A 24,577-nucleotide genomic window follows, 5' to 3' on the forward strand; every position below is an offset into this window, starting at 1 on the left:
GGAGATCAAGATGAAGAAAAATCCGAATGAAGTGCCAGAACGCGAACCGGATCATCAACCGGACGAGATACCGCAGACACCACCGAGTGAGGTGCCAGATACGCCACAGGAAGACCCGGTCCGTCAGCCGGAACCGGATACGTTTCCAGAACCGACCGAGATTCCGGATACACCGCAGGAGGATCCGAATCCCTATTAATGAGTGAAGTGACCACTATCCAAAATTGGATGGTGGTTTTTTCGTGATAAAGAAGACAAACTATCTTGACAGTCAAACTGTATGGTGAGTATGATACAGAAGAGAAGTGTATTATTGTTTTAATACATTAAACAGGAAAGGGAGGTCTACCGATGCAGTTCGACCAAAGAAGCCCGGTGTATCTGCAGGTCGTCCGTTGGTTCAAACAACGAATCGCGACCGAGGAATTGCAAAGCGGGCAAGAGATCCCGTCCCGCCGCGAAATCGCCGCACAGCTCGGAATCAATCCGAATACCGCACAAAAAGCATACAAAGAGATGGAGGAGCAGCAATTGATTACGACAGAACGGAATGTCCCGAGTAAGATTACACGCGATCCACAAGTCGTCCAAAAAGTACGTGCTGAGATGCTAGAAGAAGCCGTCTCTGAATTCATCGATGCCGTCAAGGCAATTCAAATTCCACTCGATGAGGTCGTCTCGAAGATCGAGACGGTGTATCAGGAAACAGAACGGAGGAAGATCGATGCTTGAAGTCCATGGCTTACAAAAGAAATACGGGAAAAAACCAGTTCTTCAAGGCGTCTCGTTTTCTGTTCCGATGGATCAATTGACGTGTCTGATCGGTTTGAACGGTGAGGGGAAATCAACGATCCTGAAGGCAATCGCAGGTCTCGTCCCAGTCAACGCGGGAACAGTTCTCGTCGATGGCGAGATCAACCGAAACAAGATTGCCTTCGTTCCAGATATCCAGACGATGCCCGGTTACATGACGGTTGGTGATGCGCTGACGTACATGGCGGATTATTATTCCGACTGGAACCAAGCGACAGCGGATGAGCTGATGCGGATCTTCCAGCTACTCTCGACAGATAAGATCACGGACTTATCAAAAGGGAATCAGGCGAAGGTTAGCTTGATCCTCGGATTTGCGCTCGATCGTCCGTACTTACTACTCGATGAACCATTCGCTGGGATCGATCTGTTTACGAAGGAACAGATTGCAGGACTATTCTCGAGTCACTTCATGGAAGGACGCGGCATCCTGATGACGACACACGAAATTCAGGAAATCGAGCATTTGATCGATCGAGTCGTCTTCTTACAGGACGGTCGGATCATCGATGAACATGAGACAGAAGAGATGCGAGAACTGTACGGGAAATCGGTTCAGGACCGGATGCGGGAGGTCTATTTGCGATGAAACAATACATACAATTGACGAACGAAGAAATTAAGCGGAGTTTTAAGATATATGTAATTGCGGTCCTTGTAATGGCTGCGATTGAGCTGGTGTCGGTCGTTGTAAAAGTCAAACTACATGAGCGCAGAATCGAAGATTATATGAAGTCTAATACAGTGACTCTATATGAAACGTTTGATCAAATCGGTAAACTATCTTTTCCTGATGCAACCTCATGGTTTAGTTACGTCATATTAATTGGAATGGCGTTAGTCATCATATATTCAATTCAAATATGGTATCGGGATTGGTTCGGTGAGACGAAATATATGTACCGTTTGCTGATGCTTCCAGGGAATCGAGCAAGTATTTTCTTTTCAAAACTAACATCTGTATTTCTTATCATCATGAGTTTCCTTGGTATTCAATGGCTCTTAATTCAAGGTAGTCGATCTATTTTTAGATGGGTCATTCAAGATGAGTATATGGGAAAAGAGGGAACTGGGACGCTTGGAAGCACTCTAGGCGAAATTTACTCAATGAATCTGACGAATTTGTTAGTCATTCTTTCAGTTTCTTTTCTCATTGTTAGTTTAATTTTTTTACTTGTATTAATTGAACGGTCGTATCGAAAATGGAGTGGATTTATTCGAATTGGAATCGAAATTCTTTTTGTAATTGCCTATACGTTTTCTAGTTTATATTTCTTAGAACGAACAGACTTATTATTAAATCTGGAGAAAACTATTTTATTAGTGAGTTTATTTGTCCTCTATTTTGCTTATGTAATTTGGAGAAGTCTACGTTTACTAAAATGGAAAGTTGCTGTTTAAGGAGGACACTATGCGTTCAATAAAATATTTTTTGATTCTGGGAATAGTCAGTATCGTATCTATAGGAATCTATGTAGGACAAGTGTTATCAGTAGATAAAACTAATTTTGTAGTTGAAACAATAAAAGGTAATCCGAAGCAAGATGCTGTTCAAAACATGAGACTTATTTTAAATGAGTGGAGTCGTAATCCGAACGGATATTCTATTGATATTGAAGGTAACGTACAGAGGATTGATAAATCTATCCTATTTTATATTTTTCAAGACGAAAATAGATGGGAAGAGTCTCCTCGTGAATTTCGTCAATTTATTTTTAAACACGATACCCATTTGTACACTCAAGATTTAGTGACGTATGGCTTACGTGCTACAGGTGATGGGGAAATCGAACTTCAATATTGGGATGTATCGACGAAAAAGTTGACTCGGAAAACATTTGATATTTCTGAAATTCAACAAAATCGATCCATTCGTTTCTCTCCGTTTCAACGAATGGGTAATATGCTGCTAATTGAATCGTATATTCCTAACCGAGAATCAGTGAGAGAAAATATCTTTAGTATAGATTTAAATGATGAGACAGTATCAAAAATTAAGTTGCCAAGTCGTTTAGAGAAAGGCGATGTTATTCGATCTTTTTATGACGGAAAAATGATTGTGGAACAAATGCACCAATTAAAAGATTCAGATACAATGGAAGTAAAAATCGTTGTAAAAGATGGACAGAAAACAAAACAACTAAATCGATTTGCAGACTTTCCTAACGGTACTTATATCATGAAAGAAGGAAGATATTTGGTAGGAATTGAAGAGTCGGATGAATCTTCTGAGCAAGTACAGTTAAGATGGCACATCTATGATATTGAGTCTGATCGACAGTTCGTTAAAACGATAAAATTAAAATCGTTTGCTAAAAACGAAGTTATTTCATACTCAGTTGTTAATGCAGAAAACGACCATATATATATTGCATATCGGATGGAAAATGGAGCAGTCAAAGCGATTGTCGTCAATCCATTAACAGCCGAAACAGTATTTGAAACAGAAATTAAAAATAAGGGATCGAAGAATAAACTTATGCTTGAACAAATTATTACAAATTAATAAAAGTAACCAATTTCCACTCCTAATTTGAAACCTCCCGTTTTCTTCCAACGTATAAAGACTATACGAAGGGGGAACTGACATGCAATTCTTGATTTTTGTTTTATTTGCAGGTGTTATGTACTGGTTCTACTACAATTTCTTACTCGGGTATCGTAAGAAAAACATCACAATGACGTTCGACGATCGGTTTTATTCACTCGACGAACATGTCTCAGCCATCGAACAAAAGCTCGCAACGGATGGGCACTCGGCACGTTATCTCGGTGACCATCGTTTCGAAGTTGATGGCAAACCCTATCTGTTCCTCGAGCGGACAGTCTCAGTCGGCGGGGTTCCGACACAGCAGACGATTCTCGAGCAACAAAAAAAATAACTCTCCCACGTATGGGAGAGTTTTTTCGTTAGACTGGAATCCGGTCAAGGGGATGCGGTTGCTGCGACGAACGATACCAGCGGATGATCCAGTGATCGATGCCGATGTGATAGGCAAAGCGTCCTGCAGCCAGTAAGGCGATTGACGCTGCTAAGAATACTGGGTTCAATGCGATCGTCCCAGCGAGTAAGTAATTGAGATTCATGATACTACCGACGACCAGTGAAGGAACTGTCAACAGACTAAGAATCAACAGAATCCCGACGACGAGTTCCGCGAACGGAATCAAGGCGTTGATCAGCCCGACGTTCGGTAAGGCGAGTTGCTCGATCCACGTCGCATACCAGGAACTGACGAGTGCGTCTTCGCCAGTTGACTTCGCGAGCGCTCCTTCGAGAAACGGCCGTGCATCAAAGCCATTAATGTACTTACCGATTCCAGCGATGAACCACTGGATTCCGAGCCAGAGTCGGATGATCGTCAACAGACCGAGACCGATGATGTGTAATGCTTTCACTTTCAGACACTCCTCTACTACAACATAGTCCCCATCATACTGAAAAATCATCAGCGAGATGGGGACTATCATCATAACGTCATCGAACCGTCATCGACCTGTTACAAAAAAGGATAAGGTAACGGTTTCATGACCGTTGATCGAGGCGATGACTGATTGTAGTCAATAAAGCAGCAACGAGCGCAACCAGTCCACCGACGAGTGCCGTGTTCATCATCGGACCGTTCGCATAGACGATGCCACCGAGTGCCGAACCAAAAGCAATCCCGACGTTACTCGCAACCGGCATCAATGAAGCAGCGAGTCCTTTTGCTTCCGGATTGAACTTTTCAGCAAGGTCGATCAAGTAGATTTGTGTCGAAGTCGTTAGTAAAATCGACATCAACGACATCAAGGCGATGTTGAACAGACCAAGCGGAAGGGATGCTGTTGTGAAGTATAACGCAGCAAGAACGACTGCTTGCACGACGAAGACGAACCGTAAGCGTCCCATCGGATTTTTGCTGGCAATCTTGCCGGCAAGGATGTTACTGAAGATCGAGACGACGCCGTAAGCGAGCAAGATCGGACTGATCCACGTTTTCGCAATCCCGAGTTCTGTTTGCAGAATTGGTACGAGGTACGTGTAGACGACGTAGGTTGCCCCGAATCCAAATGACGGAATAAAGAAGGCGATCAGGATCCGTGGGTTGGCGAGCAATCCAAGCTGTTCCTTAATTGAACCAGAACCCGTCGATTGCTGGACCGGAACGATCTTCCATACTGCGAGGAACGCGATCAATCCCATGACTGTCGTTAGCCAGAACGTAGCTTCGAAGCCAGCGTGTTGACCGATGAACGTTCCGATCGGGACACCGAGAACGTTCGCAAGTGTGAAACCACCGAAAATGAACGAGACGGCGACACCGCGCTTCGCGACAGGCACACCGTCACTTGCGACGACCATTGCGAGCGAGATCAAGACACCGGTCAGGATGGCTGTCAGAATGCGGGTTGCGAGCAATACTTCGTAACTTGGAGCAAAACTACTGGCAAGATTCAATAAGACCCAGGCGAGTAAGAGACGTAGGATCAGACGACGCCGTTCCAGGTGACCGGTCAGCGACATGACGATCGGTGTACCGATTGCAAAGGAGATGGCAAAGGCTGAAACGAGCGTACCTGCTGTTGCGATCGTGATATCAAGGGCTGAGGAGATTTCAGCGAGGATCCCGACGATGACGAATTCGCTTGTTCCGAGAACGAACGTCAGGAGCGACAACGTGGCGATCAAGAGCCAATCGCGTCGACTTAAACGAGTAGTAGGTGACATGGATGATTCCTCAATTCTAGCGCTTGCGCGCGAAACTATGAGTAACAGGATAGCATGAAACGATTTCGTCGGGTATCGCAAAGCGAGATTTCGGGAAAAGAACCATTATTCGAAATAGCGTGTGAATTTCCAGGCTTGCTGTTTTTTGCGTATACTACAGAAGAAGACTACTTATAAAGGAGTGGAAACGATGCAAGCGACAGTGACATGGAACAAACAGATGGGATTTAGTGGACAGACGGAATCAGGGCATCATCTGGCGATGGACGCAGCACCCGAAAACGGTGGTGAAAACCAAGCGCCACGACCGACTGAACTCTTGCTACATGCCGTTGCCGGCTGTACTGGAATTGATATCGTCTCGATTTTAGAGAAGATGCGCTTGACGATCACCCATTTCGAAATGGATATCGAAGGAGAACGGGCAGAGGACCATCCGCGGCGTTTTACGTCGATCTCGATTCATTACCGGCTCGAAGGTGATCTCCCGGAAGATAAGGTCCGTCGCGCCATCTCGTTATCAAAGGATAAATATTGTTCGGTCTCGCAATCCCTGAACGCTGAGATTTCCGTCTATTATTCGATCAATGGTGTGCGAAGCGAGGATCCTTTGTGAAGAAAACCGTACTGATCGGTTGTCTGTTGCTTGCAGGGTGTGCGCAGGAGACGACGGAACCAACGAAACCATCACAATCGGAAACGAAGCAACCGACAGAAGAAAAGAAACCGAAACCTGAGCCAACGAAAGAGGAACGACAACAAGCACGATTAAAGCAGCAACTTAAAACGATGTCGACGTCAGAAAAAATCGATCAACTGCTCTACATCGGAGTCGCCGGCACGGAACTTTCAGCAGCTGACCGGAAATTGTTACAGACGCATGCGATTGGCGGGGTCTTATTGCTCGGCGGAAACATTACGTCGGAAGAGCAACTCTTGACGTTCACGCGTGCGATTCAAGAGACGAACCAAAAACCGTATGCGTTCGTCGGGATTGATGAAGAAGGCGGACGCGTCAGCCGGGTACCAGATCAACGATTACGTCTACCGACGAGTCAACGTATGGCGCAAGGAGCAGATGAAGTGAAAATGGAAGACGTCGGACGTACGCTCGGACATTTGTCACGTTTTTATGGCTTCAACATGGACTTCGCGCCGGTCCTTGACGTCAACAGTAATCCGAACAATCCGATCATCGGCGACCGTGCGTTAAGTGCTGATCCGAATACCGTCGCGACGCTTGGTACGGCCCTGATGCACGGGATGCAGGAGACGGGAACGATTCCGGTCGTCAAACATTTTCCCGGTCACGGCAATACGAGTGTCGATTCCCATGTCGGGCTACCGAAAGTGAAGGCATCAAAGGAAGAATTGAAGCGGACGGAGCTGTTACCGTTCCAAGAAGCGATTCAAGAGGGCGCCGAGATGGTGATGGTCGCCCATATTCTCTATCCCGCGTATGACGATATGAATCCGTCCTCGCTCTCAAAGCCGATCTTGACTGACCTCTTGCGTCAACAACTCGGATTCAACGGTGTCATCATCACGGATGATCTCGTCATGGGGGCGATCACGAAACAATATGGTCTCGCAGAAGCGGCACGTCAGTCGCTCGTCAATGGAGCTGATATGGCGATGTTTTCAGAGGCAGGTGCTTACACAAAGGTCCATGCTGAAGTGATGCAAGCCGTCAAAGAAAAAACGCTGACGCCGGAGATGCTCGATGCCAAAGTAATGCGCATCCTGAAGCTGAAGCAGACGTATGCCGACAGCCGAGAGCAACAGCGACCAACGAAATCGGAACTGATTCAGCAAGTGGAAGCGCTCAACTAGGACTAGCGAAGCAAAGCGACTCATGCTAGACTAATGGGGCAAGCCAATTAAACACGAAAAGACACTAGGGGAGTCTCCCAGCAGACTGAGACGGAAGTATCCGGACCCTTTGAACCTGATCTAGTTCGTACTAGCGGAGGGAAGTGGCTCGAAATCCTAGATATCCTTAGCGCTTCAGCGCATTTTCGGACCACTCCCTTCAACATCGGGAGTGGTCCTTTTTCGTATGGAAAGGAAGAACATGATGCGTTTACATCTGATTTCGACGGGATCCATTAATCCGCTTGACGAAATAAAGACCTTTCAATCGCTTCAACCCTATACGGATCAGCTGCATCTACGAGAACCGAACTTATCGGCGGCAGAATTACTTGATCTAATTGAGGCGCTCCTTACACATGGTTATTCGCCTGAACAGTTAACGGTTCATGATCGGGTCGACGTCGCCCATGTCGCAGGCATCGGTGTGCAGCTGACGCGCCGTTCCTTGCGTGTCCGCGATGTGCGACGTCATTTTCCGAATCTCGTCATCGGGAAATCAGTCCATTCGCTAGCAGAGGCACTGGCAGCAGAAGCGGAAGGAGCCGATCGCCTGCTGTACGGTCATATTTATCCGACAGCGTCGAAGCCGGACGTGCCACCACGAGGGATTGACGCCTTGAAGCAAGTCGTCACCTTCACGACGAAACCAGTCATTGCAATTGGCGGGATTACACCAGAACGCATGCCTGAAATCGTAGCGACCGGTGTAACCGGAATCGCCGTCTTATCGGGTATTCTCGGTCATTCGGATCCGCTCGCCGCCGTCAAGCATTATCAGGGGGTACGGGTATGACGAATCACATCATCATCGGCGGTGGAGTCATCGGTTTGACGCTTGCTTACGGTCTCGCCTGTCAGAATGAATCCGTCGTCGTCTTAGAACGCGGAGCAGGTGGACAAGGAACGAGTCGCGCGGCTGCCGGGATGCTTGCGACGGACATCGAGCTCAGAGAGGAATTGCATGCACTTTCCGCGCGAAGTCGTCGTCTGTATCCGTTGCTTGCACGTCGTCTTGAGCGAGAAACAGGCATCGATTGTGGATACCGGGAACAACCGTTTTTGTTAAAGCGTAAAGGGCGCGAGCATCTGTTTCCAGCTGTCGGTCAAATCGATCCACGACGACTGACGACTGCATTGATGTATGCCTTACACGCACGTGGCATATCGATTGAAGAACAGGTGGAAGTCACACGCATCGAAGAGAACGATGACTTCATTAGGATCGAATCGAATGCGGGAATCTGGACCGGACAAACAGTGACGGTCGCTGCCGGACGGGGTTCGCAAGCTTTGCTCGATACAGCCGGCATTTCGATCGCGACATATGGGGTCAAAGGGGAATGTCTCGCCGTCCGTCTCGCGGGTCAGCCGTTACGCTCGATCCTGTTTGACGACGCTGTCTACCTTGTGCCAAAAGCAGACGGTCGGATTTTGATCGGTGCGACCGAACTGCCGCACGACGAGACGGTCGGTGTCAGTGTCGCAGGGGTCACGTCATTGCTTCAAGCAGCAGAACGACTGTATCCACCGATTCGTGACGCGGTCATCGAAGAAGTCTGGTCCGGTGTACGACCACAAACGGCGTCCGGCTTGCCATATATCGGAGTCGCCGATTCATCCCGTCGGATCTTCCTAGCGACGGGGCATCATCGGCATGGCATATTACTCGCACCGGCGACAGCGGAAGTCTTGGTAAATACATTACGGTTGATTCAGAAGGAGGAAGTCCGATGAACATTACGATTAACGGCAATGACCACACGATCGATCAGATTGAAACGATCGAGGACATGCTAACGCAACTCGGCTTAGGGGAAAAGCTCGTCATCGTCGAACAGAATCGACAAATCATCGATCGCACGGCGTACGATCAGACGGTCGTTCGGGACAACGACACATTTGAAATCGTTCATTTCGTAGGAGGAGGATAAACATGCTGAAAATTGGAGAAAAGACATTTGAATCACGGTTATTACTCGGAACGGGGAAATATACGGATGCTACGGTACAGCAGGAAGCAATCGATGCGTCCGCCTCACAAATCTTGACGTTTGCCGTCCGCCGGCTCGATATTTTTGATAAACAACAAGCGAATTTCCTCGAGTCGCTTGATTTAACGAAGTACGATCTACTACCGAACACGGCCGGAGCGAAGACAGCAGAAGAAGCCGTTCGGTTGGCGAAGCTTGCGCGAGCATCCGGTATGTGCGACATGGTTAAGGTCGAAGTGATCGGTTGCGATAAGACGTTATTACCTGACCCGATTGAGACGTTACGGGCTTCTGAAGAATTACTTAAAGAAGGCTTCATCGTCTTACCGTATACGTCGGACGATGTCGTCCTTGCACGACGACTCGAAGAACTTGGTTGTCACGCCATCATGCCGGCAGCATCACCGATTGGTTCCGGGCAAGGTATCCTCAACCCACTTCACCTGCAATTCATCATCGAGCAGACGACGGTCCCAGTCATCGTCGACGCCGGAATCGGTTCACCGACCGACGTCGCCTATGCGATGGAACTCGGTGCGGACGGTGTCTTATTGAACTCCGCCGTTGCCCATGCTCAAGATCCAGTCAAGATGGCGCGCGCAATGAGACTAGCTGTCGAAGCGGGGCGTCTCGGATACGAAGCGGGACGAATCGAGAAGAAACAGTATGCGGTCGCGAGTAGTCCGACAAGTGGATTGATTCGATGAACCGTTACTCACGGCAAACTCGATTTCAACCGATCGGGGAAGCGGGACAAGCACGCTTGGCAACAGCGAAGGTGCTGATCATCGGCATGGGAGCGCTCGGAACGGCGTCGGCAGAACAACTCGTCCGCGCCGGTGTCGGCGTCGTCCGAATCGTCGACCGCGACTATGTCGAGTGGAGTAATCTACAACGACAACAGCTTTATACCGAGGAAGATGCGCGTCACATCGTACCAAAAGCGATTGCCGCAAAAGCACGGCTTGAAGCGATTAATTCGACGGTGACGATTGAAGCGCATGTATTAGACGTCGACCGGGCAGCGCTGACATGGCTTCTCGATGATATCGATCTGATCATCGACGCGACGGACAATTTCGATATTCGCTTGCTGATGAACGACATGGCGTTGATGCGTTCGATTCCGTGGATTTATGGTGGCTGCGTCGGCAGTTATGGGATCACGTTTACCGTCCGTCCCGGGGAGACGCCGTGTCTGCATTGTCTGCTCGATCAATTACCGCGGGATCAGGAGACGTGTGATACAGCGGGAATCATCGGACCAGCTGTACAGATGGTCGCTTCCTTACAGGTGACGGAAGCGTTGAAGTGGTTGAGCGGAAAGACGGACGCCATGCGGACGCGCTTGCTTGCGTTTGATGTCTGGTCGAATACGTTTCAACAAATTAACGTTCAGTCACTGAAGCAAACGGAGTGCCCGTCGTGCGGCATCGATCCGTCCTATCCTTACTTATCGGATCAAACGGTTCGTTTCACGGCACTCTGCGGTCGGGATGCCATTCAAATCCGCGGAGACGGACAGCGGGATCTGGAACAGTTGAAACAACGTCTCCAGCCGGTCGCTGCGATTTCCGCCCATAATCCATATTTGCTGGCGTTTACGACGGACGAACATCGGATGGTCGCTTTCCGAGATGGACGCGTTCTGATTCATGGCGAGGCGGATCTCGTCAAAGCGAAACGGCTCTATCATGCCTATTTCGGGTAACGTTCACAAAACAGTAAAACTAATTTTAAATATATATGTTTTAAATGTTTGAAAAACAGGTAAATAAGACTTCAGACATAAATCGGTCTACAGGTTTTGAACGTGAAGAGGAGTGATTCAGATGAAACAAGAATTCGATCCAATCAAGGATCAGGCACAGACGGAAGACGCCCAAGCAGTTGTTCAGCAACCCAACTGGAATCCGGATCGGTACCGGACGAACTTGAACCCATTCTATCTGTCACCTTGTAGTGTCGAACGTAGAGAAGACGTGCATCAGGATGCATCGAAAATTCTCGAAGTCGAGACGTCGTCGCCCCTCCAACAACTTTTTGAACACAATCAAGCAACGCATAAATCAGAACAATCGGGCAAAAAATTTAAAACAGGCATCGTCGTCGGCGTCGGTGCGATCATCGGCGGATCGGTTTCTGTGATTCGTTCCGTTCAACGCTTTAGAAAACAACGGACGAAATAATACGTTCGTCGTAAGAGTGAAAAAGCAGGAGGCATTCGCCTTCTGCTTTTTGTGTTACCCTTTCGTTTCACAAAAGAAATGAGGGGTTTTAGTATGTATGTTGTTTCTACTTGTTATATCTAGATTTATCAGTTAGTTACGTTATCAAATGCGGTAGATTTACCGTTCACGTAAACATCGATGATTTTATGTTCAGGATCTAATGTTAACTTGTAGACATGCTGCTTCGTTTTCTTATGAGTTTTAGATTCATTCAATTTAATCTTTAGCTTATCTCCTTGTTCCTCAAGATCAGTAGCAACTGTTTTCTTTGACTGATAAACAACATAAGCGACTTTGTCTTTCGTATTGATCAATTGCAAGGTATTGGCGGGATTGATCTTCGTTTGTATTTCGTTTGGTACAATCTTTAACTCACTAAAACTGAGCTTAGACTCATTGATGCTACACGCTGATAACAAAGTACATAACAGAGCTAACAGTATAAGTCTTTTCATGTTTTCCCTCCTGGCTTTCAAATGAGAAGTATATATTGTATTTTAACAGTTTTTTAAAGTATGCAGACCTCAAAAACTAATAAAATTTTCTATATTAGCCATATTATTGATTCACAAAAAAATAAAATGGTAAAGTAAATACTATTGATTAACTCATTTCTATAATTATAAATAGCGATGTAATATCAAATTTAAACAATTTTAAGTTATTTAGTAATCGGAGGGTTTTAATTGCGTAAGATGGGATTTTGTTTTGTATTAGTAGCTTTGACTAAGCTATGGCTATCTATTTACTTAGCTGAGTTTTTATTTCTTAGAGAGCTAGAGGTGTACAAAAGTGTCGGAGGTGATGCGATTGACATGATTCCGAGCCTTACTTGGTTGATCATTCTTTTGGAATGTATCATAGGTATTACTTTGATTGTTACAGATGGGAAAAGAAAACTAAAACAGACATAAAAAGTAAACGTTCTATCTATTTTCTATTGAAACTAATGTGTAGTTTTTCTCTTAGTCGAGAAGAATTACACTTTTTTCGTCATTACGTATCATCGGATTGATGTGCAACACGAAAACTACTGCTTTTTGTATTCCAAACGGATGTTCGTCGCAGAACGAACGCTTGCATGCTACACTTAAGCTACTATATTCAAAAAGTGAGTGTGATGAAAATGAAATGGATACATACTGCCGATTGGCATCTCGGCAAAATCGTTCATGGCGAGTCGATGCTCGAGAACCAGCGGGCGGTCTTAGCGGACTTTTTGACACTCGTCGACCGCGAACAACCGGATGCAATCGTCATTGCGGGTGACTTATACGACCGCGCCGTACCACCAACGGAAGCCGTTGAACTGCTTGACGAGACGCTCGCTGCCTTGATCCTTGACCGAGACATTCCAGTCGTTGCGATCAGTGGAAATCACGATTCGGCCGAACGGTTAAGTTTCGGAACGACGTTACTCCAACGGGCTGGTCTGCATCTCGTCGGAAAACTAACGCCGGTCATTACTCCGGTCACGATCAAAGGGGTGTCATTTTACCCGATTCCGTTCGCGGATCCGGCGACCGTTCGTTACGTGCATCAGGACGAAACGATTAAGACACATGATGACGCGATGCGGACGATCCTTGCCGGATGTATTCCGGATGGACCGAGTGTCCTCGTCGGTCATGCTTTTGTGATCGGTGGACTCGAGACGGATTCGGAGCGGCAATTGTCCGTCGGAACGGCAGGGCAAGTTAGCGCAAGCCAGTTTGCACCGTTTACGTATACGGCACTCGGTCATCTGCATAATCCACTTGCGATTCAATCCGAGACGGTTCGCTACAGCGGATCGCTCTTGAAATATTCATTCTCGGAAGCCCATCATGTCAAAGGGGTCGATGTGTTGACGTTGAACGATGCGGGTACGTTCGATCGTCGGTTCGAACCACTTGCACCAAAACGTGACTTGAGGGAACTGACTGGAAGTCTCGCGGAGCTGACAGACCCGGCGTTCGTCGCGACACAAGACCCGGACGATTATCTAAAGATCAATCTAACGGACGGCGAAGCTTTGATGGATCCGATGGGCAAGCTGAAAAAAATCTATCCGAACATCCTGCACCTCGAGCGAATTGGATTCGTCCGCGAGAGTACGCGGGCGGTCAAGGCGTCGCGGGAGCAAGTCAAGGATGCATCCGTTGCGGATCTATTCAGTGAGTTTTATGAAGCAGTCCGTGAGAAGAAACCGACGGAAGCGATGCAAGCCGTCCTGAAGGAGGAAGCGACATGCGCCCAGAACGACTGACATTACGCGCCTTTGGACCGTTTGCTGGTGAAGAGACGATTGATTTCACGGCACTTGCCGGACGGACGATGTTCGTCATCTCCGGGAATACCGGAGCAGGGAAAACGACGATCTTTGACGCATTGACGTTCGCCCTGTATGGCGAAACGTCAGGCGGCGAACGGGAAATGAGCGAACTGCGAAGTCATTTTGCCGTGCCCGAGCAAAAGACGGAAGTTGAACTGGAGTTTACGCTGAAAGGGGAACGGTACCGGATCATCCGCCAACCGAGTCAACCGCATCCGGTCAATAAAACCGGCTACTCGCATGAAGCCGAGCTCGCTCGGTTCGACGGAACGACGTGGAAACCGCTCGCGGTCAAGATTCCAGAAATCAAGCAACGGGTTCAAGAGCTGATTCAGCTCGACCATAAACAGTTTTCGCAAATTCTCCTGTTGCCGCAAAATAAGTTCCGCGAACTGTTGATGGCAGAGTCAAAAGACAAACTGCAGATTCTCAAGCAGCTGTTTAAGACGGAACACTATGGTGAGTTCCAGCAACGATTGCATCGACAAGCGCTCGATCTTGCGGCACGCATCAAGGAAACGAAGACGAAACAATGGGCAAAGCTTGAGGAACTACCTCTGCAAGCGAACTGGAGTGAACTGACGGAAGGCGACATCCGGTTACGGATGGAGGCATTGACGACGGAACGGGACGAATGGTTAACGGCTGCTCGTCAAGCTGAAATAGAGACTCGTGCGATCGTCGAGAAGAAAACGACGCAATTGCAACAAGGCGAGCAACTCGAAGCGGTTTTCCAAGAGCAGGAGCGACTTCAACAGACGGAACAGTTGCTACTAGACCGCCTACCGGAAATCAAGAGGATGCAAGAAGAAGCGATGGCGGCTGAACGCGCTCAAATTGTCGCACCGATCTATGACCAGTGGCAACAGGATCAAGAACAATTGACGCAACTCACGCATCGAAAACAGGAAACTGAACAGCACATCGCTCGCTTGAAAGAGCAACAAGAGGTCGTTCAAGCAAAAGTCGATCGATTGCTAGCGGAGGAACCACAGATTGAGCAACTTAGTCGTCGTCTCGAAAAGATTCAAGAAGAGCGCGAACGCCTGGAAGCAGAAACGGCTTTACGGCAACAACAGCAACAACTAGTAGAACGTTTGAAGCTTCTGGACCCAGAGTCATTACGGAAGCAACTCGAACAAGCACGGACAGAGCGAAAGAACGTTCAAGAACAACTGCATCCATTACAAAACGTCGGAGCAGAGCGCTTACAGGTGCAAGAACGGCGCTTCATCCTGCAACAGCTAGCGACAAAGGTAGCGGAACATGACAAATTGGAAGCAGAACGGCAACAGCTGATCGTCCGCGGCACGAGCGTCCGGGATCAAAAAGAGGCAGCAGCGCGCCAGTATGAAGAAGCGCGTAGATACGAACGGGAACAACTGGCTGCTGAACTTGCCAAAGGATTGACGGACGGGACGGCTTGCCCGGTTTGCGGGAGTACATCGCATCCGCAGCATGCTGTCGCCGTCGCAAAGGAACGATCCGTCGATGTAGCACAACAGCGGTTCCTTGAAGCGCAACAAGCGCATCAAGAATTGCAAGCCTCTTACCGGACAGTTGCGGAGCGTCTGCAGCAACTGACGACCGAAATGAAAAAGACGAGTGAAAACGAGTCATCTCATGCGGATGTTTCAGCACAGCTTCAGGAAGTCGAACAGACGGAAGCCCGATTAGCGGCAGCGCAGACGGAAAAAGCGCGTCTTGAGACTCGCCTGCAACAACTCGAGCAATCCATGGATCAGCTACAACTGAAAATCGATGCAATGATCAAAGATCGGACCGTCATCGAATCGGAAATGGCACACTTGTCTGGTCGCCTAAGTCAATCAGGAGAGTCCACGAAATCGCTACCAGCACTCCGTGAGGAACAACAACAGGCAGAAACACGTATCGAGCAGTTCAAGCAAGACAAACAACGTCAGTTACGCGAGAAGGAACAGCTCGATCGTGACTTCGCGGAACACCAGGGTCGATTCCGTCAATTGACTGAGGCATCTGCTGAACAAAGCGATCGATTAACGAAACGCGAAAACGAATTACACGCAGTTTTGGCAGAAGAAGCGTTTCCGACGATTGAAGCCTTCCGCGATGCGAGACGTTCTCGTGACGAACTCCGCCACCTCCAAGAACGTTTGGAACAAGACCGCCTAGCGCGGCAGGAACTGAAGCTGAAACAGGAACAAGCTCGCTTGAAGACGGAAGGCCAAGTGCGACCGGACCTTGAACAGTTACGGATGGAAGTGCAGACGTCGTCGCTCGAACTGACGGAGCGGACCGACCGACGTGTCGGGCTTGAGAAGGAACGCGCACACATCGATCAGTTGATCGCGGCTTGGGAAAACCTGCAACGCCAAATCGAGGACGAGGATGCGAGATACGGGGTCATCGGCGAACTCGCTCGCGTTGGTGTCGGGGAGAATGCGCAACGGATGACGTTCGAGACGTACGTCCAGACGGCATACTTCGATGAAATACTGTTCGCCGCAAATCGGCATCTGCACGAGATGACATCTGGTCGTTTCCAGCTTGAACGGAAAACGGAGGCGGGAAAAGGACTCAAGAAATATGGGCTTGATTTAAATGTCTTTGACGCGTACACGTCGCAAACGCGTCACGTCAAGACGTTATCCGGTGGCGAAAGCTTCAAAGCATCCCTTGCGCTTGCGCTCGGATTGTCGGAAGTCGTGCAAGAAGCAAGCGGTGGGGTATCACTTGAGACGATGTTCATCGATGAAGGATTCGGAACACTTGACCCGGAATCACTCGAACAAGCGATCGAGACGTTGCTCTCGATTCAAGCGAGCGGTCGCATGGTCGGAATCATCAGTCACGTCCAGGAACTGAAGTCACGAGTTGACGCAAAAATCGAAGTCAAACAAGGAAAAACGGGGTCGACGATTGAACTAGTCGTCGAGTAAGGAGCTAAGATCGATGGAAACACGAAACATGGTCACGAAAACACAAATCAAAGAGGCGTTACACGAATTAGGTGTGACGCCCGGTATGAAACTGTTCGTCCATTCGTCTCTCAAACAAATCGGCTGGATTCCCGGCGGCGTACAAGCGTTAATCGAGGCCTTACAGGAAGTCGTCACGACGGAAGGGTTGATCATGATGCCGGCGCAGAGTACGGATAATTCGGATCCGAAAAACTGGAGCCAACCGGCTGTTCCCGAGGAATGGTGGGAAACGATCCGCCGGGAGATGCCGGCATATGACCCGGCAAAAACGGTCACACGCGGCATCGGTCGCGTCCCGGAAGTCTTCCGGACGTATCCCGGCGTCGTTCGAAGCGATCATCCGATGTGGTCCGTGACCGCCTGGGGGAAAGATGCGGCGACATTCGTTGCCGATCATACATTAGAAAATGGCTTCGGTCCCGGTTCACCGATTGAACGCTTCATCGAGGCGGACGGTCAAATTCTGCATATCGGTTCCCCTTGGGATACGACAACCGTCTGGCATTACGCGGAATACGGATTGAATCGTCCGGACGTCGAGGATGGTTGTAAAGTCAAAGAAGGAACGACGGAACGATTCATTCATTACCGACATCGTCAAATCGATAGTGACGCGTTTGGTCCGATTGGCGAAGCGTTAGAAAGTGCCGATTTCGTCACGTCCGGTCTGATCGGACAAGCGAAATCTTACCGCATCGATGCCAAAGCCTCGATCCCAGTCGTCATGTTGCAATTAAAAGCGCTCGATCAATGGTTATTTTGAAACTTTTTCGGGAAACCTTCGTAGTAGAAAACAGAATCATAAAAAGGAGTGAAAGCAATGGCTTCACGTTTTAAAGTAAACCCGGCATTGCGTCGCGGATTCGATACAGCACGTGTCGGAGAGCGACCAATGACAAAAAGCGGGACGATGAGCAAGATTTTCTTGATGCTCGCTCTCGTCACAGCAGCAGCAGGGGGAAGTTGGTTCTTCCTCGCAGAAAACCAAGCGTTCCTATTCCCGGCATTAATCGGTGGATTCGTCATCGGTCTGATCCTTGCCTTGATCATCACATTCAAACCAGCAACAGCACCGGTCCTTTCACCGGTCTATGCGTTGGCAGAAGGTGTCGCCGTCGGAGCATTGTCGCTCGTCTTTGAAAGCATGTACCCAGGTATCGTCGGAAAAGCAGTGGTTGCGACTTTCGTCGTTGCGTTCGCGATGTGGTTCGTCTACTCGACAGGCATGATAAAAGTGACGCAACGTTTCCGTTCTGCGGTCACAGCAGCGATTCTCTCGATCTTCGTCTTGTATGCAGTCAACTTGATTCTCTCGTTATTTGGTGTCGACCTCCCATTCATGACAGGTAGCTCACCGCTTGCGATTGGTATTCAGTTCGTCATCGTCATCGTGGCATCCCTGTCACTCGTGATGGACTTCGATTTTATCTCGCAACAAGTTCGTGCGGGTGCTCCGAAATCGATGGAGTGGGTTGCAGCATTCGGATTGATCGTGACGATCATCTGGCTCTATATTGAATTACTCGATCTCCTGTACCGTCTTGCGGCACGGGATTAACAGCAACAGACGACGGAGAATCCGTCGTCTGTTTTTTTTATCGTTAATTTGTTTCTGAGGATGACATTACTTTTTCAAAACGAAAGAATTCGTATTCTTCATCGGACGTGGGCACTTCGCCCTCTACATTCGGGCCAGGGTTCCCTTTATGATTAAATTCGACGATGTGGAAACCGCACTTATTCACATAGAAATGAATATTACGTTTTTCAAAGTACGGGGTATGCAACTCCCATACGTTTGTTTGTGGAAAGGCGGCTTCAATTGCTTTCCATGCTTTCGTGCCAATCCCTTTTCCATCTGCACTTATATATATAAAATCGACTTCATTATGCTGTGTTTTTTCATTAATCCGTAGCACCACACCTCCGACTATTTCACCATCTAGGACGATATGAAGAATAGTAGCGCCCTTCGCACACAACGAATGCTGTATGTCTTCCTCTGAAGGAATAGGTCCCATTTCTGTTAAGTCTTCATATTGACAGCTATCTTGCCAACCTTTCATAAAGGCATCTTGTAATGCCTTTTTAAATTTTGGTAAGTCTTCTGTTGTTACGGGTAATAGCTCAATTTTTGAATCCATGTTGTTTTCACCTCATCCTAAAAAATTAAAAAAAGCGTCCAATGGTTAAAAATATTAAACTCCATATGCCAATACTAATACTGGTATAGAACGAATACGTTTTTATCGACATATGCGACATCCCGCAGAAGTAACCAGCGAAATGACGCATTCCCGGTACGAAATAACTCACGACAAGCGCTACTGCTCCATACTTCCCAATCCACGTTTCAGCTTTACTACTCCATTTTCGGGGAGCGCTCATCCAACGTCCCAGCCAATCAAGTAAAGGACGACCTGCTCGTTGTCCAATGAAATAACTAAATAGCATTCCGACGAATGACCCAATACATACGACGACAAACGTTAAATCATAACGAAGAAAACCAATTTTTGTGAAATAACCAACGAGTAAAATCATCAACTCATCTGGAATCGGAAGGCTGAATAGACCTAAGGCCAGTACGAGAAAAATAGTGACATATCCATAGTCTGTAATCATAGCTTCAAATAAAGCCATCATATTGTTTGTTCTTTTTCTGTGCTGATTTTTTTAGCATGTGGAATCTTCACATGACTGATCATTAAATAAGAAAGTAGGCACATGATTCCGGCGACGAACATAGGTGATAAGAAGATCGTAGTTAACAGTAGAATGACAGCAGCCGCGGGTACGGGTAACCCGATAAAAGTCGGTAACTCACTTTGCGTCGTATTAAATCGTGCTAAGCGAAGTAATGCACAGACATTGTATGACACAGCGAGGAAAAGAGCGATTTGTCCAAAATCACTTAGTAAAACATGATAAGTAAAAAGCGCTGGAGCAATTCCGAACGTTACTAAATCTGAAAAAGAATCGAGTTCTTTTCCGAATTCGGATACAGTTCCTAGTTTTCTAGCGATCCTACCGTCAAACAGATCAAACAATAACCCGAATAAAATAAATCCAATTGCTGCACTAAAGTTCTCCTCGAGTACGGCAAAGATAGACAACGTTCCACAGACGAAGTTACTAATCGTTAAGATTGCGGGGATAGCAGTTTTCGACATAATATGAAGTCTTCCTTTCCTGACATGAATGAGCGGATTTGAATCCCTAAGCGACTCATTCAAAATAATTTTTAGTCAGAGTACACGATGGTCGTTTGTGCAGGGATGTGTTACTCTCACAAAAAGAGCATAAACTATGGAGTCACTCCAGGGTAAAGGGGGCAAAAAAGGAAAGATGAAAAATTATTTGCAAAAAAAATTTACAACCGGTGAATTTGCAAAACTTCTTGATATCAACAAAGACACACTTTTGTATTACGATAAAATCAATTTATTTAAACCGGCTGGTACTCATACGAACGGGTATCGCTACTATACGTTTGAGCAATTTGATCAATTTATGGCGATCCATTCATTACGACAAGTAGAAGTACCAATTAAAGAATTAAAAAAATATTTTGAAACACCGACGATACCGTCGTTACGACAACTGGCATTAAAACAAAGTGAACAAGTCGCGCTTGAAGTAAAAAAATTGCAGGATATTCAGCTTTTTTTACATCGTGTCGTAGAACTGACAGATGAAATGCAAGGGATTTCGTTCGGAGAAGTGCATTTTAAAAAGTTAGCTGAAGAATCGATTGTATTGAGTGAGGAAAAATTAGATTGGTCATTGTCAATTGAAGAGTTGTATCAGCACTCTAGTGTATTTTTAAAAAAACTTGGTGTGAAAAGTACAGCTGCACATGGAATCGTGTATGAAAAAGAGAAATTCTTGCAGGAGGAAGGTAATCTACATCATTTGTTTTGTCACGTAGAAACAAGTCATTCGAAGAAAAAACCAGCCGGATTATACGCTGTCCTCTATTTCAAAGGGAGTTTTGACAATATCGATACTGCTTATACACAGCTTATGGATTCATTAGAAATACAAAACTTTGAAATGGACGGAGATGTGTATGAGGAGTACCTACTTCATTCTATTGCGTCTCTAGAGGAAGAGGAGTTCATCACGAAGATTAGTGTGAAAGTAAAAGAAAACGTTTCAACATCTTGAATGTGTATTTTCTAAGAATCGTATTTAAGATGTTTTGATATGTCTTACTTTTTGTCATAAGTGACTAAGGATTTGAATGCTTGAACAAGATTAAATCAAAAATAAGTAATAGATATACCATCCAGCAAATAACATTGCCAGATGGTCTTTTTGATCATATTCCGTGATCACTTTTTAGTTGGTCGACATATTGTTTTGCTTCGAGCAAGGACGATCCGAGCGTCTCTCGAACGCGTTTGACAGCTTCAACCGTCTTTCCTTCATGAAGCAACTGAACCAGTTCGACTTGTAACGCTGCTTCTTCTAGTGACACCTCATTCAGACCGAGGTGCTCTTCGATCCGTTGTAGCTTCTTCAGAATCGTTTGTTGGCGGCGTTTCGCTTCGTCTGCTTTTTGAGATAAGGACATCCAGATGAAGAATAAGACGATTAGTGGTGCGAACGTGACGACAGAATCCATGGAGAACACCTTCCTTTGTTTCACCGTACCATAGGATAGTCACCGTAACAAATAGTGGAAAATGATGCAGAAATTGATTATGCTGATATAGTGGAAAATAAAGGGTTAATATGGAAAGGAGATAAATCTAGTGGATAATGTGTTAGTGACATTTTTACCGCTCTTGATTCAAATCGGACTGATCATGGTACTGTTCTTCTTCGGAACGTTTGGTCTGTTTTTCTTCGTAAAACGCAGTTCGTATCACAGTAGTCGTTATTATCGTTTAACGCGCGAACCGTTTTTACGGATCGTTCGTGATAAAGGGAAATGGGGTGAATACTTGACGACACGTCAACTCGATCAAGTTTCCGGATACGGCACTTATGTCTTTAATACATACTTACCACGTGCGCGTGGAGAAGGAACGACGGAGATCGATGTGACGTTCATTCATGAAAGTGGCATCTATGTACTCGAATCGAAAAACTACAGCGGGTGGATTTTCGGACGCGAGCAGGACCGTCAGTGGACGCAGCAGTTCCAGAATCGCTTCAAGCAACGGTTCTATAATCCGATCAAACAAAATGAAGGGCATCTCAAAAGCATGCAACGCTTCTTAGAAGGAACGGATCCCGCGCTCTTTCACTCCTTGATCGTTTTCAGCGAACGCTGTGAACTGAAAAAGATCACCGTCGATTCAGCGCATGTCCGTGTCTTGAAACGAAATGTCCTTCGCAAGACGATCGAGCAACTCGCGACAGGAAAACCATTGACACCCAGTCAAGTTGATACGATTGCAGGGAAACTCGGGGTTCATTCACAAGTCGATCGTGCCACGCAACAAGCGCATATCGAAGGGATTCGCCAACGCCAGGCAAAATGAGACCGTTGACGGACTTGTTCTTCTTCAGGTATAGTGGATAAATAATAAGTAGTGCAACTATATGGAGATGATGGGATGAAAGAATCGGAATGGTCGCTTGGCATGCAATTATCCCGTAGTTATTATGCGTTTAAACGTGCTGCTGCTAAACGGATGGAAGCGTTCGGACTGACACCAGAGCAGTTTTCTGTCCTGAGCGAACTCGCTAAACAAGATGGTGTTTCGCAAAAGCAGCTGGCACTCGTGACAGAACGTGATCAAACGACGATCGGTAAGATTCTGGATAAGCTCGGTAAAAAAGAACTAATCGTTCGGACGCCGGACCCCCGGGACCGACGAGCGGTTCTGCTCTTAATGACACGAGAAGGACGCGACATCGTCGATCGCCTCGGACCAGAGCTCGATCAGCTACAACTCGAAGCGTTCCGTGGACTATCGAGAGAGCAAATCGAGCAATTAAAGGAAACACTTGAGACCATTCACCGGAATGTGACGTGAATGGTTTTCCTTCGGACATATAGTTGCACATGATATTATAAGTAATGCATATAAAAGGAGATCGTAATATGAAAGCATGGAAAGATGTCTGGTCAATGACACAAACGAAAGTGGGACTCGTCTTCGCGATCGTCGTCCCACTCTTGTTCCTCATCGTTTGGATGACTGGTTACGAAGGAACAACGGAACGGCTCGATCAATTGAACGTCGGAGTCGTTGGCGAAGTGAATGACCCGTTCGTCACATCACTTAAGGAAGCACCATTCACGGTCCAAACACTCGCGACGGAAGCGAAAGGGTTGGAAGCACTCGATGCCAATGAAGTCGATCTCGTCCTACAAAAGGATGATGCCTCGCGTCAACTGACGGCACACGTCAGCCAGACGAATGCTGAATTCGCGAATGCGATTCTCGAGCGGGCAACGGAAACGATCGGCAAACAGTTGAATGGTGAGCCGACGTTTACGACATCGATCGTCACGGAGCATGCCGTCTCGGATTTTGCCTTGTCGATGCTGCCACTCGTCCTCGGGTTCGTCATCTATATCGCGACGATGACGATGGGGATTCAATTCAATCTTGTCAGTACGATCTTAAGTAAGCGTCATTCGATCTGGTCGCTATTTTGGAGTCGCCAACTGTTGCACGGGATCGTTCTTTTGGTCGTTCCATTACTGCTCGTTTCCGTGGCACATGTATTAACGGACATCACGACACCGTTCATCAAACTATGGGCGTTCGAACTCCTTGTCGTCGCGACCTGTATCGCCGTCACGCAGATGAACTTTGCGATATTTGGACCGATTGCGCCGCTCGTCAATGTCGCATTGATTCCGTTCCAGCTGATGACTGCCGGAAACATCGTGCCGGCGAAGATGCTGGCACCGTTTTATCAATCGCTTGGAACGTTCCTGCCCGTTCCGAATGCAGTCTCCGGTTTCAGTCGATTGCTGTTCATGGATGGTTCAGTAGGGACACAGGTGCTTCATTTATCACTGATTGGTCTCGGTAGTTTTATCGTGACATGTTTAGTGGTGAGTTGGAGGGAGCAACGACAAGCACGACGTGTAGTTGCATGAAGAACATTAAGAAGAATCGTCATCGAATGAGATGGCGATTTTTTTGTTTGAAATCGATTTACGAAAAAATCATTGCATAACAAAATCGTTATATAATAATATGGTTATGTGAAAAGCGAAAAGATAAATTCGTGCCTGGATCATGCATGGACTATACGTATAACAGAGAGGAGGAGCCTCTAGTGATCGAGACAGCAAAACGGGTAGAAGAGATGAGTCAGTTCTTAAAGCTGTTGAGCGATGGAACACGACTTGAAATTTTGCGAAGAGTACATGTTCGGGAGCATTGTGTCTGTGATTTCGTCGAGATGTTTGATATTTCGCAACCGGCAGTCAGCCGTCATCTAAAATTATTGCGTCAATCCCAGCTCATCTTGGAACGACGGGAACGACAATGGATTTATTTTCGAATCAATCCAGATCATCCGCAGTATAAATTGTTATTGACGATTTTAGCAGAAATGGACACGCCGGACATCCCGGACAGAAGTTGCTAAGACACATTGTGGATGAAATGGATTAGCCCGAGTAAGGCAGGGGAATTAAAACGATATTCCATTCTGAGTGACACGTTCAAGGATGACGAATCGTTAACAGAACCACTCGA

The 24,577-nt window shown here is 46.9% G+C and carries 31 protein-coding genes and 1 riboswitch; of the genes, 24 read left to right on the top strand and 7 right to left on the bottom strand.

Going from position 1 to position 24,577, the window contains the following annotated elements:
• The first annotated feature begins 10 nt into the window (after window positions 1-10).
• The 6 genes from KNQ09_RS02615 (at window position 11) to KNQ09_RS02640 (ending at window position 3,695) form a co-directional block, all read left to right on the top strand.
• Window positions 11-199, top strand: a complete 189-nt coding sequence (locus KNQ09_RS02615; protein ID WP_029341324.1) for a hypothetical protein — start codon at window positions 11-13, stop codon at window positions 197-199.
• A gap of 152 nt (window positions 200-351) precedes the next feature.
• Entirely contained in the window at window positions 352-732 is a 381-nt protein-coding gene (locus tag KNQ09_RS02620) for a GntR family transcriptional regulator (RefSeq protein WP_029341325.1), read from the top strand.
• Window positions 725-1,402, top strand: a complete 678-nt coding sequence (locus KNQ09_RS02625) for an ATP-binding cassette domain-containing protein (RefSeq protein WP_050677003.1) — start codon at window positions 725-727, stop codon at window positions 1,400-1,402. The genes KNQ09_RS02620 and KNQ09_RS02625 overlap by 8 nt, the downstream gene beginning before the upstream one ends.
• Entirely contained in the window at window positions 1,399-2,214 is an 816-nt protein-coding gene (locus KNQ09_RS02630) for a hypothetical protein (RefSeq protein ID WP_214724636.1), read from the top strand. The genes KNQ09_RS02625 and KNQ09_RS02630 overlap by 4 nt, the downstream gene beginning before the upstream one ends.
• A gap of 10 nt (window positions 2,215-2,224) precedes the next feature.
• A complete protein-coding gene (locus KNQ09_RS02635) occupies window positions 2,225-3,319 on the top strand; it encodes a hypothetical protein (RefSeq protein WP_214724639.1) in 1,095 nt (364 codons plus the stop codon).
• A gap of 82 nt (window positions 3,320-3,401) precedes the next feature.
• Entirely contained in the window at window positions 3,402-3,695 is a 294-nt protein-coding gene (locus KNQ09_RS02640; RefSeq protein WP_214857244.1) for a hypothetical protein, read from the top strand.
• Between the two features lie 28 nt (window positions 3,696-3,723).
• On the opposite strand, the gene KNQ09_RS02645 is transcribed toward KNQ09_RS02640, so the two are convergent.
• Together KNQ09_RS02645 and KNQ09_RS02650 are read right to left on the bottom strand one after the other, a co-directional pair.
• Complete coding sequence (locus KNQ09_RS02645; RefSeq protein ID WP_214857246.1) at window positions 3,724-4,212, bottom strand: DoxX family membrane protein; 489 nt, start codon at window positions 4,210-4,212, stop codon at window positions 3,724-3,726.
• Between the two features lie 127 nt (window positions 4,213-4,339).
• Entirely contained in the window at window positions 4,340-5,524 is a 1,185-nt protein-coding gene (locus KNQ09_RS02650; RefSeq protein ID WP_214857248.1) for an MFS transporter, read from the bottom strand.
• A gap of 190 nt (window positions 5,525-5,714) precedes the next feature.
• On the opposite strand from KNQ09_RS02650, the gene KNQ09_RS02655 reads away from it, so the two are divergent.
• The 8 genes from KNQ09_RS02655 (at window position 5,715) to KNQ09_RS02690 (ending at window position 11,579) form a co-directional block, all read left to right on the top strand.
• A complete protein-coding gene (locus KNQ09_RS02655; RefSeq protein ID WP_023467853.1) occupies window positions 5,715-6,140 on the top strand; it encodes an OsmC family protein in 426 nt (141 codons plus the stop codon).
• Window positions 6,137-7,357, top strand: a complete 1,221-nt coding sequence (gene nagZ / locus KNQ09_RS02660; RefSeq protein ID WP_214857250.1) for a beta-N-acetylhexosaminidase — start codon at window positions 6,137-6,139, stop codon at window positions 7,355-7,357. The genes KNQ09_RS02655 and nagZ overlap by 4 nt, the downstream gene beginning before the upstream one ends.
• 56 nt (window positions 7,358-7,413) lie before the next feature.
• Window positions 7,414-7,516, top strand: a riboswitch (TPP riboswitch).
• An 82-nt stretch (window positions 7,517-7,598) separates the two neighbouring features.
• On the top strand, window positions 7,599-8,192 hold the full coding sequence (locus KNQ09_RS02665) for a thiamine phosphate synthase (RefSeq protein WP_214857251.1): 594 nt from the start codon (window positions 7,599-7,601) through the stop codon (window positions 8,190-8,192).
• Window positions 8,189-9,133: an FAD-dependent oxidoreductase gene (locus tag KNQ09_RS02670; protein ID WP_214857252.1), complete on the top strand. Its 945-nt coding sequence runs from the start codon at window positions 8,189-8,191 to the stop codon at window positions 9,131-9,133. Before KNQ09_RS02665 ends, KNQ09_RS02670 begins: the two co-directional genes overlap by 4 nt.
• Window positions 9,130-9,330 (top strand): sulfur carrier protein ThiS, encoded by a 201-nt coding sequence (gene thiS / locus KNQ09_RS02675; protein ID WP_214857253.1) that lies wholly within the window; start codon window positions 9,130-9,132, stop codon window positions 9,328-9,330. Before KNQ09_RS02670 ends, thiS begins: the two co-directional genes overlap by 4 nt.
• A 2-nt stretch (window positions 9,331-9,332) precedes the next feature.
• A complete protein-coding gene (locus KNQ09_RS02680; protein ID WP_214857254.1) occupies window positions 9,333-10,097 on the top strand; it encodes a thiazole synthase in 765 nt (254 codons plus the stop codon).
• Complete coding sequence (locus tag KNQ09_RS02685; protein WP_214857255.1) at window positions 10,094-11,101, top strand: ThiF family adenylyltransferase; 1,008 nt, start codon at window positions 10,094-10,096, stop codon at window positions 11,099-11,101. The genes KNQ09_RS02680 and KNQ09_RS02685 overlap by 4 nt, the downstream gene beginning before the upstream one ends.
• Window positions 11,102-11,222: 121 nt before the next feature.
• On the top strand, window positions 11,223-11,579 hold the full coding sequence (locus KNQ09_RS02690; RefSeq protein WP_050677014.1) for a hypothetical protein: 357 nt from the start codon (window positions 11,223-11,225) through the stop codon (window positions 11,577-11,579).
• 128 nt (window positions 11,580-11,707) lie between these two features.
• Here KNQ09_RS02690 and KNQ09_RS02695 read toward each other — a convergent pair whose 3' ends face one another.
• Entirely contained in the window at window positions 11,708-12,076 is a 369-nt protein-coding gene (locus KNQ09_RS02695) for a hypothetical protein (protein WP_214857257.1), read from the bottom strand.
• Between the two features lie 231 nt (window positions 12,077-12,307).
• On the opposite strand from KNQ09_RS02695, the gene KNQ09_RS02700 reads away from it, so the two are divergent.
• The 5 genes from KNQ09_RS02700 (at window position 12,308) to KNQ09_RS02720 (ending at window position 18,456) form a co-directional block, all read left to right on the top strand.
• Complete coding sequence (locus KNQ09_RS02700; protein ID WP_214857258.1) at window positions 12,308-12,535, top strand: hypothetical protein; 228 nt, start codon at window positions 12,308-12,310, stop codon at window positions 12,533-12,535.
• 212 nt (window positions 12,536-12,747) lie between these two features.
• On the top strand, window positions 12,748-13,869 hold the full coding sequence (locus KNQ09_RS02705; RefSeq protein ID WP_214857260.1) for an exonuclease SbcCD subunit D: 1,122 nt from the start codon (window positions 12,748-12,750) through the stop codon (window positions 13,867-13,869).
• A complete protein-coding gene (locus tag KNQ09_RS02710; RefSeq protein ID WP_214857262.1) occupies window positions 13,851-16,856 on the top strand; it encodes an SbcC/MukB-like Walker B domain-containing protein in 3,006 nt (1,001 codons plus the stop codon). The genes KNQ09_RS02705 and KNQ09_RS02710 overlap by 19 nt, the downstream gene beginning before the upstream one ends.
• A gap of 13 nt (window positions 16,857-16,869) precedes the next feature.
• Complete coding sequence (locus tag KNQ09_RS02715) at window positions 16,870-17,661, top strand: AAC(3) family N-acetyltransferase (protein WP_214857263.1); 792 nt, start codon at window positions 16,870-16,872, stop codon at window positions 17,659-17,661.
• A gap of 57 nt (window positions 17,662-17,718) precedes the next feature.
• Complete coding sequence (locus KNQ09_RS02720) at window positions 17,719-18,456, top strand: Bax inhibitor-1/YccA family protein (RefSeq protein WP_214724661.1); 738 nt, start codon at window positions 17,719-17,721, stop codon at window positions 18,454-18,456.
• A gap of 43 nt (window positions 18,457-18,499) precedes the next feature.
• Here the strand turns inward: KNQ09_RS02720 and KNQ09_RS02725 are convergent, their stop codons facing one another.
• The 3 genes from KNQ09_RS02725 to pssA are packed head-to-tail and all read right to left on the bottom strand — an operon-like array spanning window position 18,500 to window position 20,071.
• Window positions 18,500-19,042, bottom strand: a complete 543-nt coding sequence (locus KNQ09_RS02725) for a GNAT family N-acetyltransferase (RefSeq protein ID WP_214857264.1) — start codon at window positions 19,040-19,042, stop codon at window positions 18,500-18,502.
• Window positions 19,043-19,067: 25 nt separating this feature from the next.
• Window positions 19,068-19,523 (bottom strand): DedA family protein, encoded by a 456-nt coding sequence (locus tag KNQ09_RS02730; RefSeq protein ID WP_251138076.1) that lies wholly within the window; start codon window positions 19,521-19,523, stop codon window positions 19,068-19,070.
• A gap of 17 nt (window positions 19,524-19,540) precedes the next feature.
• Complete coding sequence (pssA, locus tag KNQ09_RS02735) at window positions 19,541-20,071, bottom strand: CDP-diacylglycerol--serine O-phosphatidyltransferase (RefSeq protein WP_214857266.1); 531 nt, start codon at window positions 20,069-20,071, stop codon at window positions 19,541-19,543.
• Between the two features lie 136 nt (window positions 20,072-20,207).
• Between pssA and KNQ09_RS02740 the strand changes: the two genes are divergently transcribed.
• Window positions 20,208-21,068 carry a MerR family transcriptional regulator gene (locus KNQ09_RS02740; protein WP_251138077.1) on the top strand — a complete coding sequence of 287 codons (861 nt, stop codon included), beginning with the start codon at window positions 20,208-20,210 and terminating at the stop codon, window positions 21,066-21,068.
• Between the two features lie 154 nt (window positions 21,069-21,222).
• Here KNQ09_RS02740 and KNQ09_RS02745 read toward each other — a convergent pair whose 3' ends face one another.
• Window positions 21,223-21,528, bottom strand: a complete 306-nt coding sequence (locus KNQ09_RS02745; RefSeq protein ID WP_214748285.1) for a hypothetical protein — start codon at window positions 21,526-21,528, stop codon at window positions 21,223-21,225.
• Between the two features lie 130 nt (window positions 21,529-21,658).
• Here KNQ09_RS02745 and KNQ09_RS02750 point away from each other — a divergent pair, with 130 nt between their 5' ends.
• The 4 genes from KNQ09_RS02750 (at window position 21,659) to KNQ09_RS02765 (ending at window position 24,467) form a co-directional block, all read left to right on the top strand.
• Window positions 21,659-22,393 carry a nuclease-related domain-containing protein gene (locus KNQ09_RS02750; RefSeq protein WP_214857267.1) on the top strand — a complete coding sequence of 245 codons (735 nt, stop codon included), beginning with the start codon at window positions 21,659-21,661 and terminating at the stop codon, window positions 22,391-22,393.
• Window positions 22,394-22,468: 75 nt separating this feature from the next.
• Window positions 22,469-22,891: a MarR family winged helix-turn-helix transcriptional regulator gene (locus KNQ09_RS02755; protein ID WP_023467873.1), complete on the top strand. Its 423-nt coding sequence runs from the start codon at window positions 22,469-22,471 to the stop codon at window positions 22,889-22,891.
• A gap of 68 nt (window positions 22,892-22,959) precedes the next feature.
• The gene (locus tag KNQ09_RS02760) at window positions 22,960-23,970 is read left to right on the top strand and encodes an ABC-2 transporter permease (protein ID WP_214857269.1); all 1,011 of its coding nucleotides are present in this window, start codon (window positions 22,960-22,962) and stop codon (window positions 23,968-23,970) included.
• Between the two features lie 182 nt (window positions 23,971-24,152).
• The gene (locus KNQ09_RS02765) at window positions 24,153-24,467 is read left to right on the top strand and encodes an ArsR/SmtB family transcription factor (RefSeq protein ID WP_214857271.1); all 315 of its coding nucleotides are present in this window, start codon (window positions 24,153-24,155) and stop codon (window positions 24,465-24,467) included.
• Window positions 24,468-24,577 lie beyond the last annotated feature (110 nt).

It is taken from the genome of Exiguobacterium sp. s191 (assembly GCF_018618955.1).
Classification (GTDB): Bacteria; Bacillota; Bacilli; order Exiguobacteriales; family Exiguobacteriaceae; genus Exiguobacterium_A; species Exiguobacterium_A abrahamii.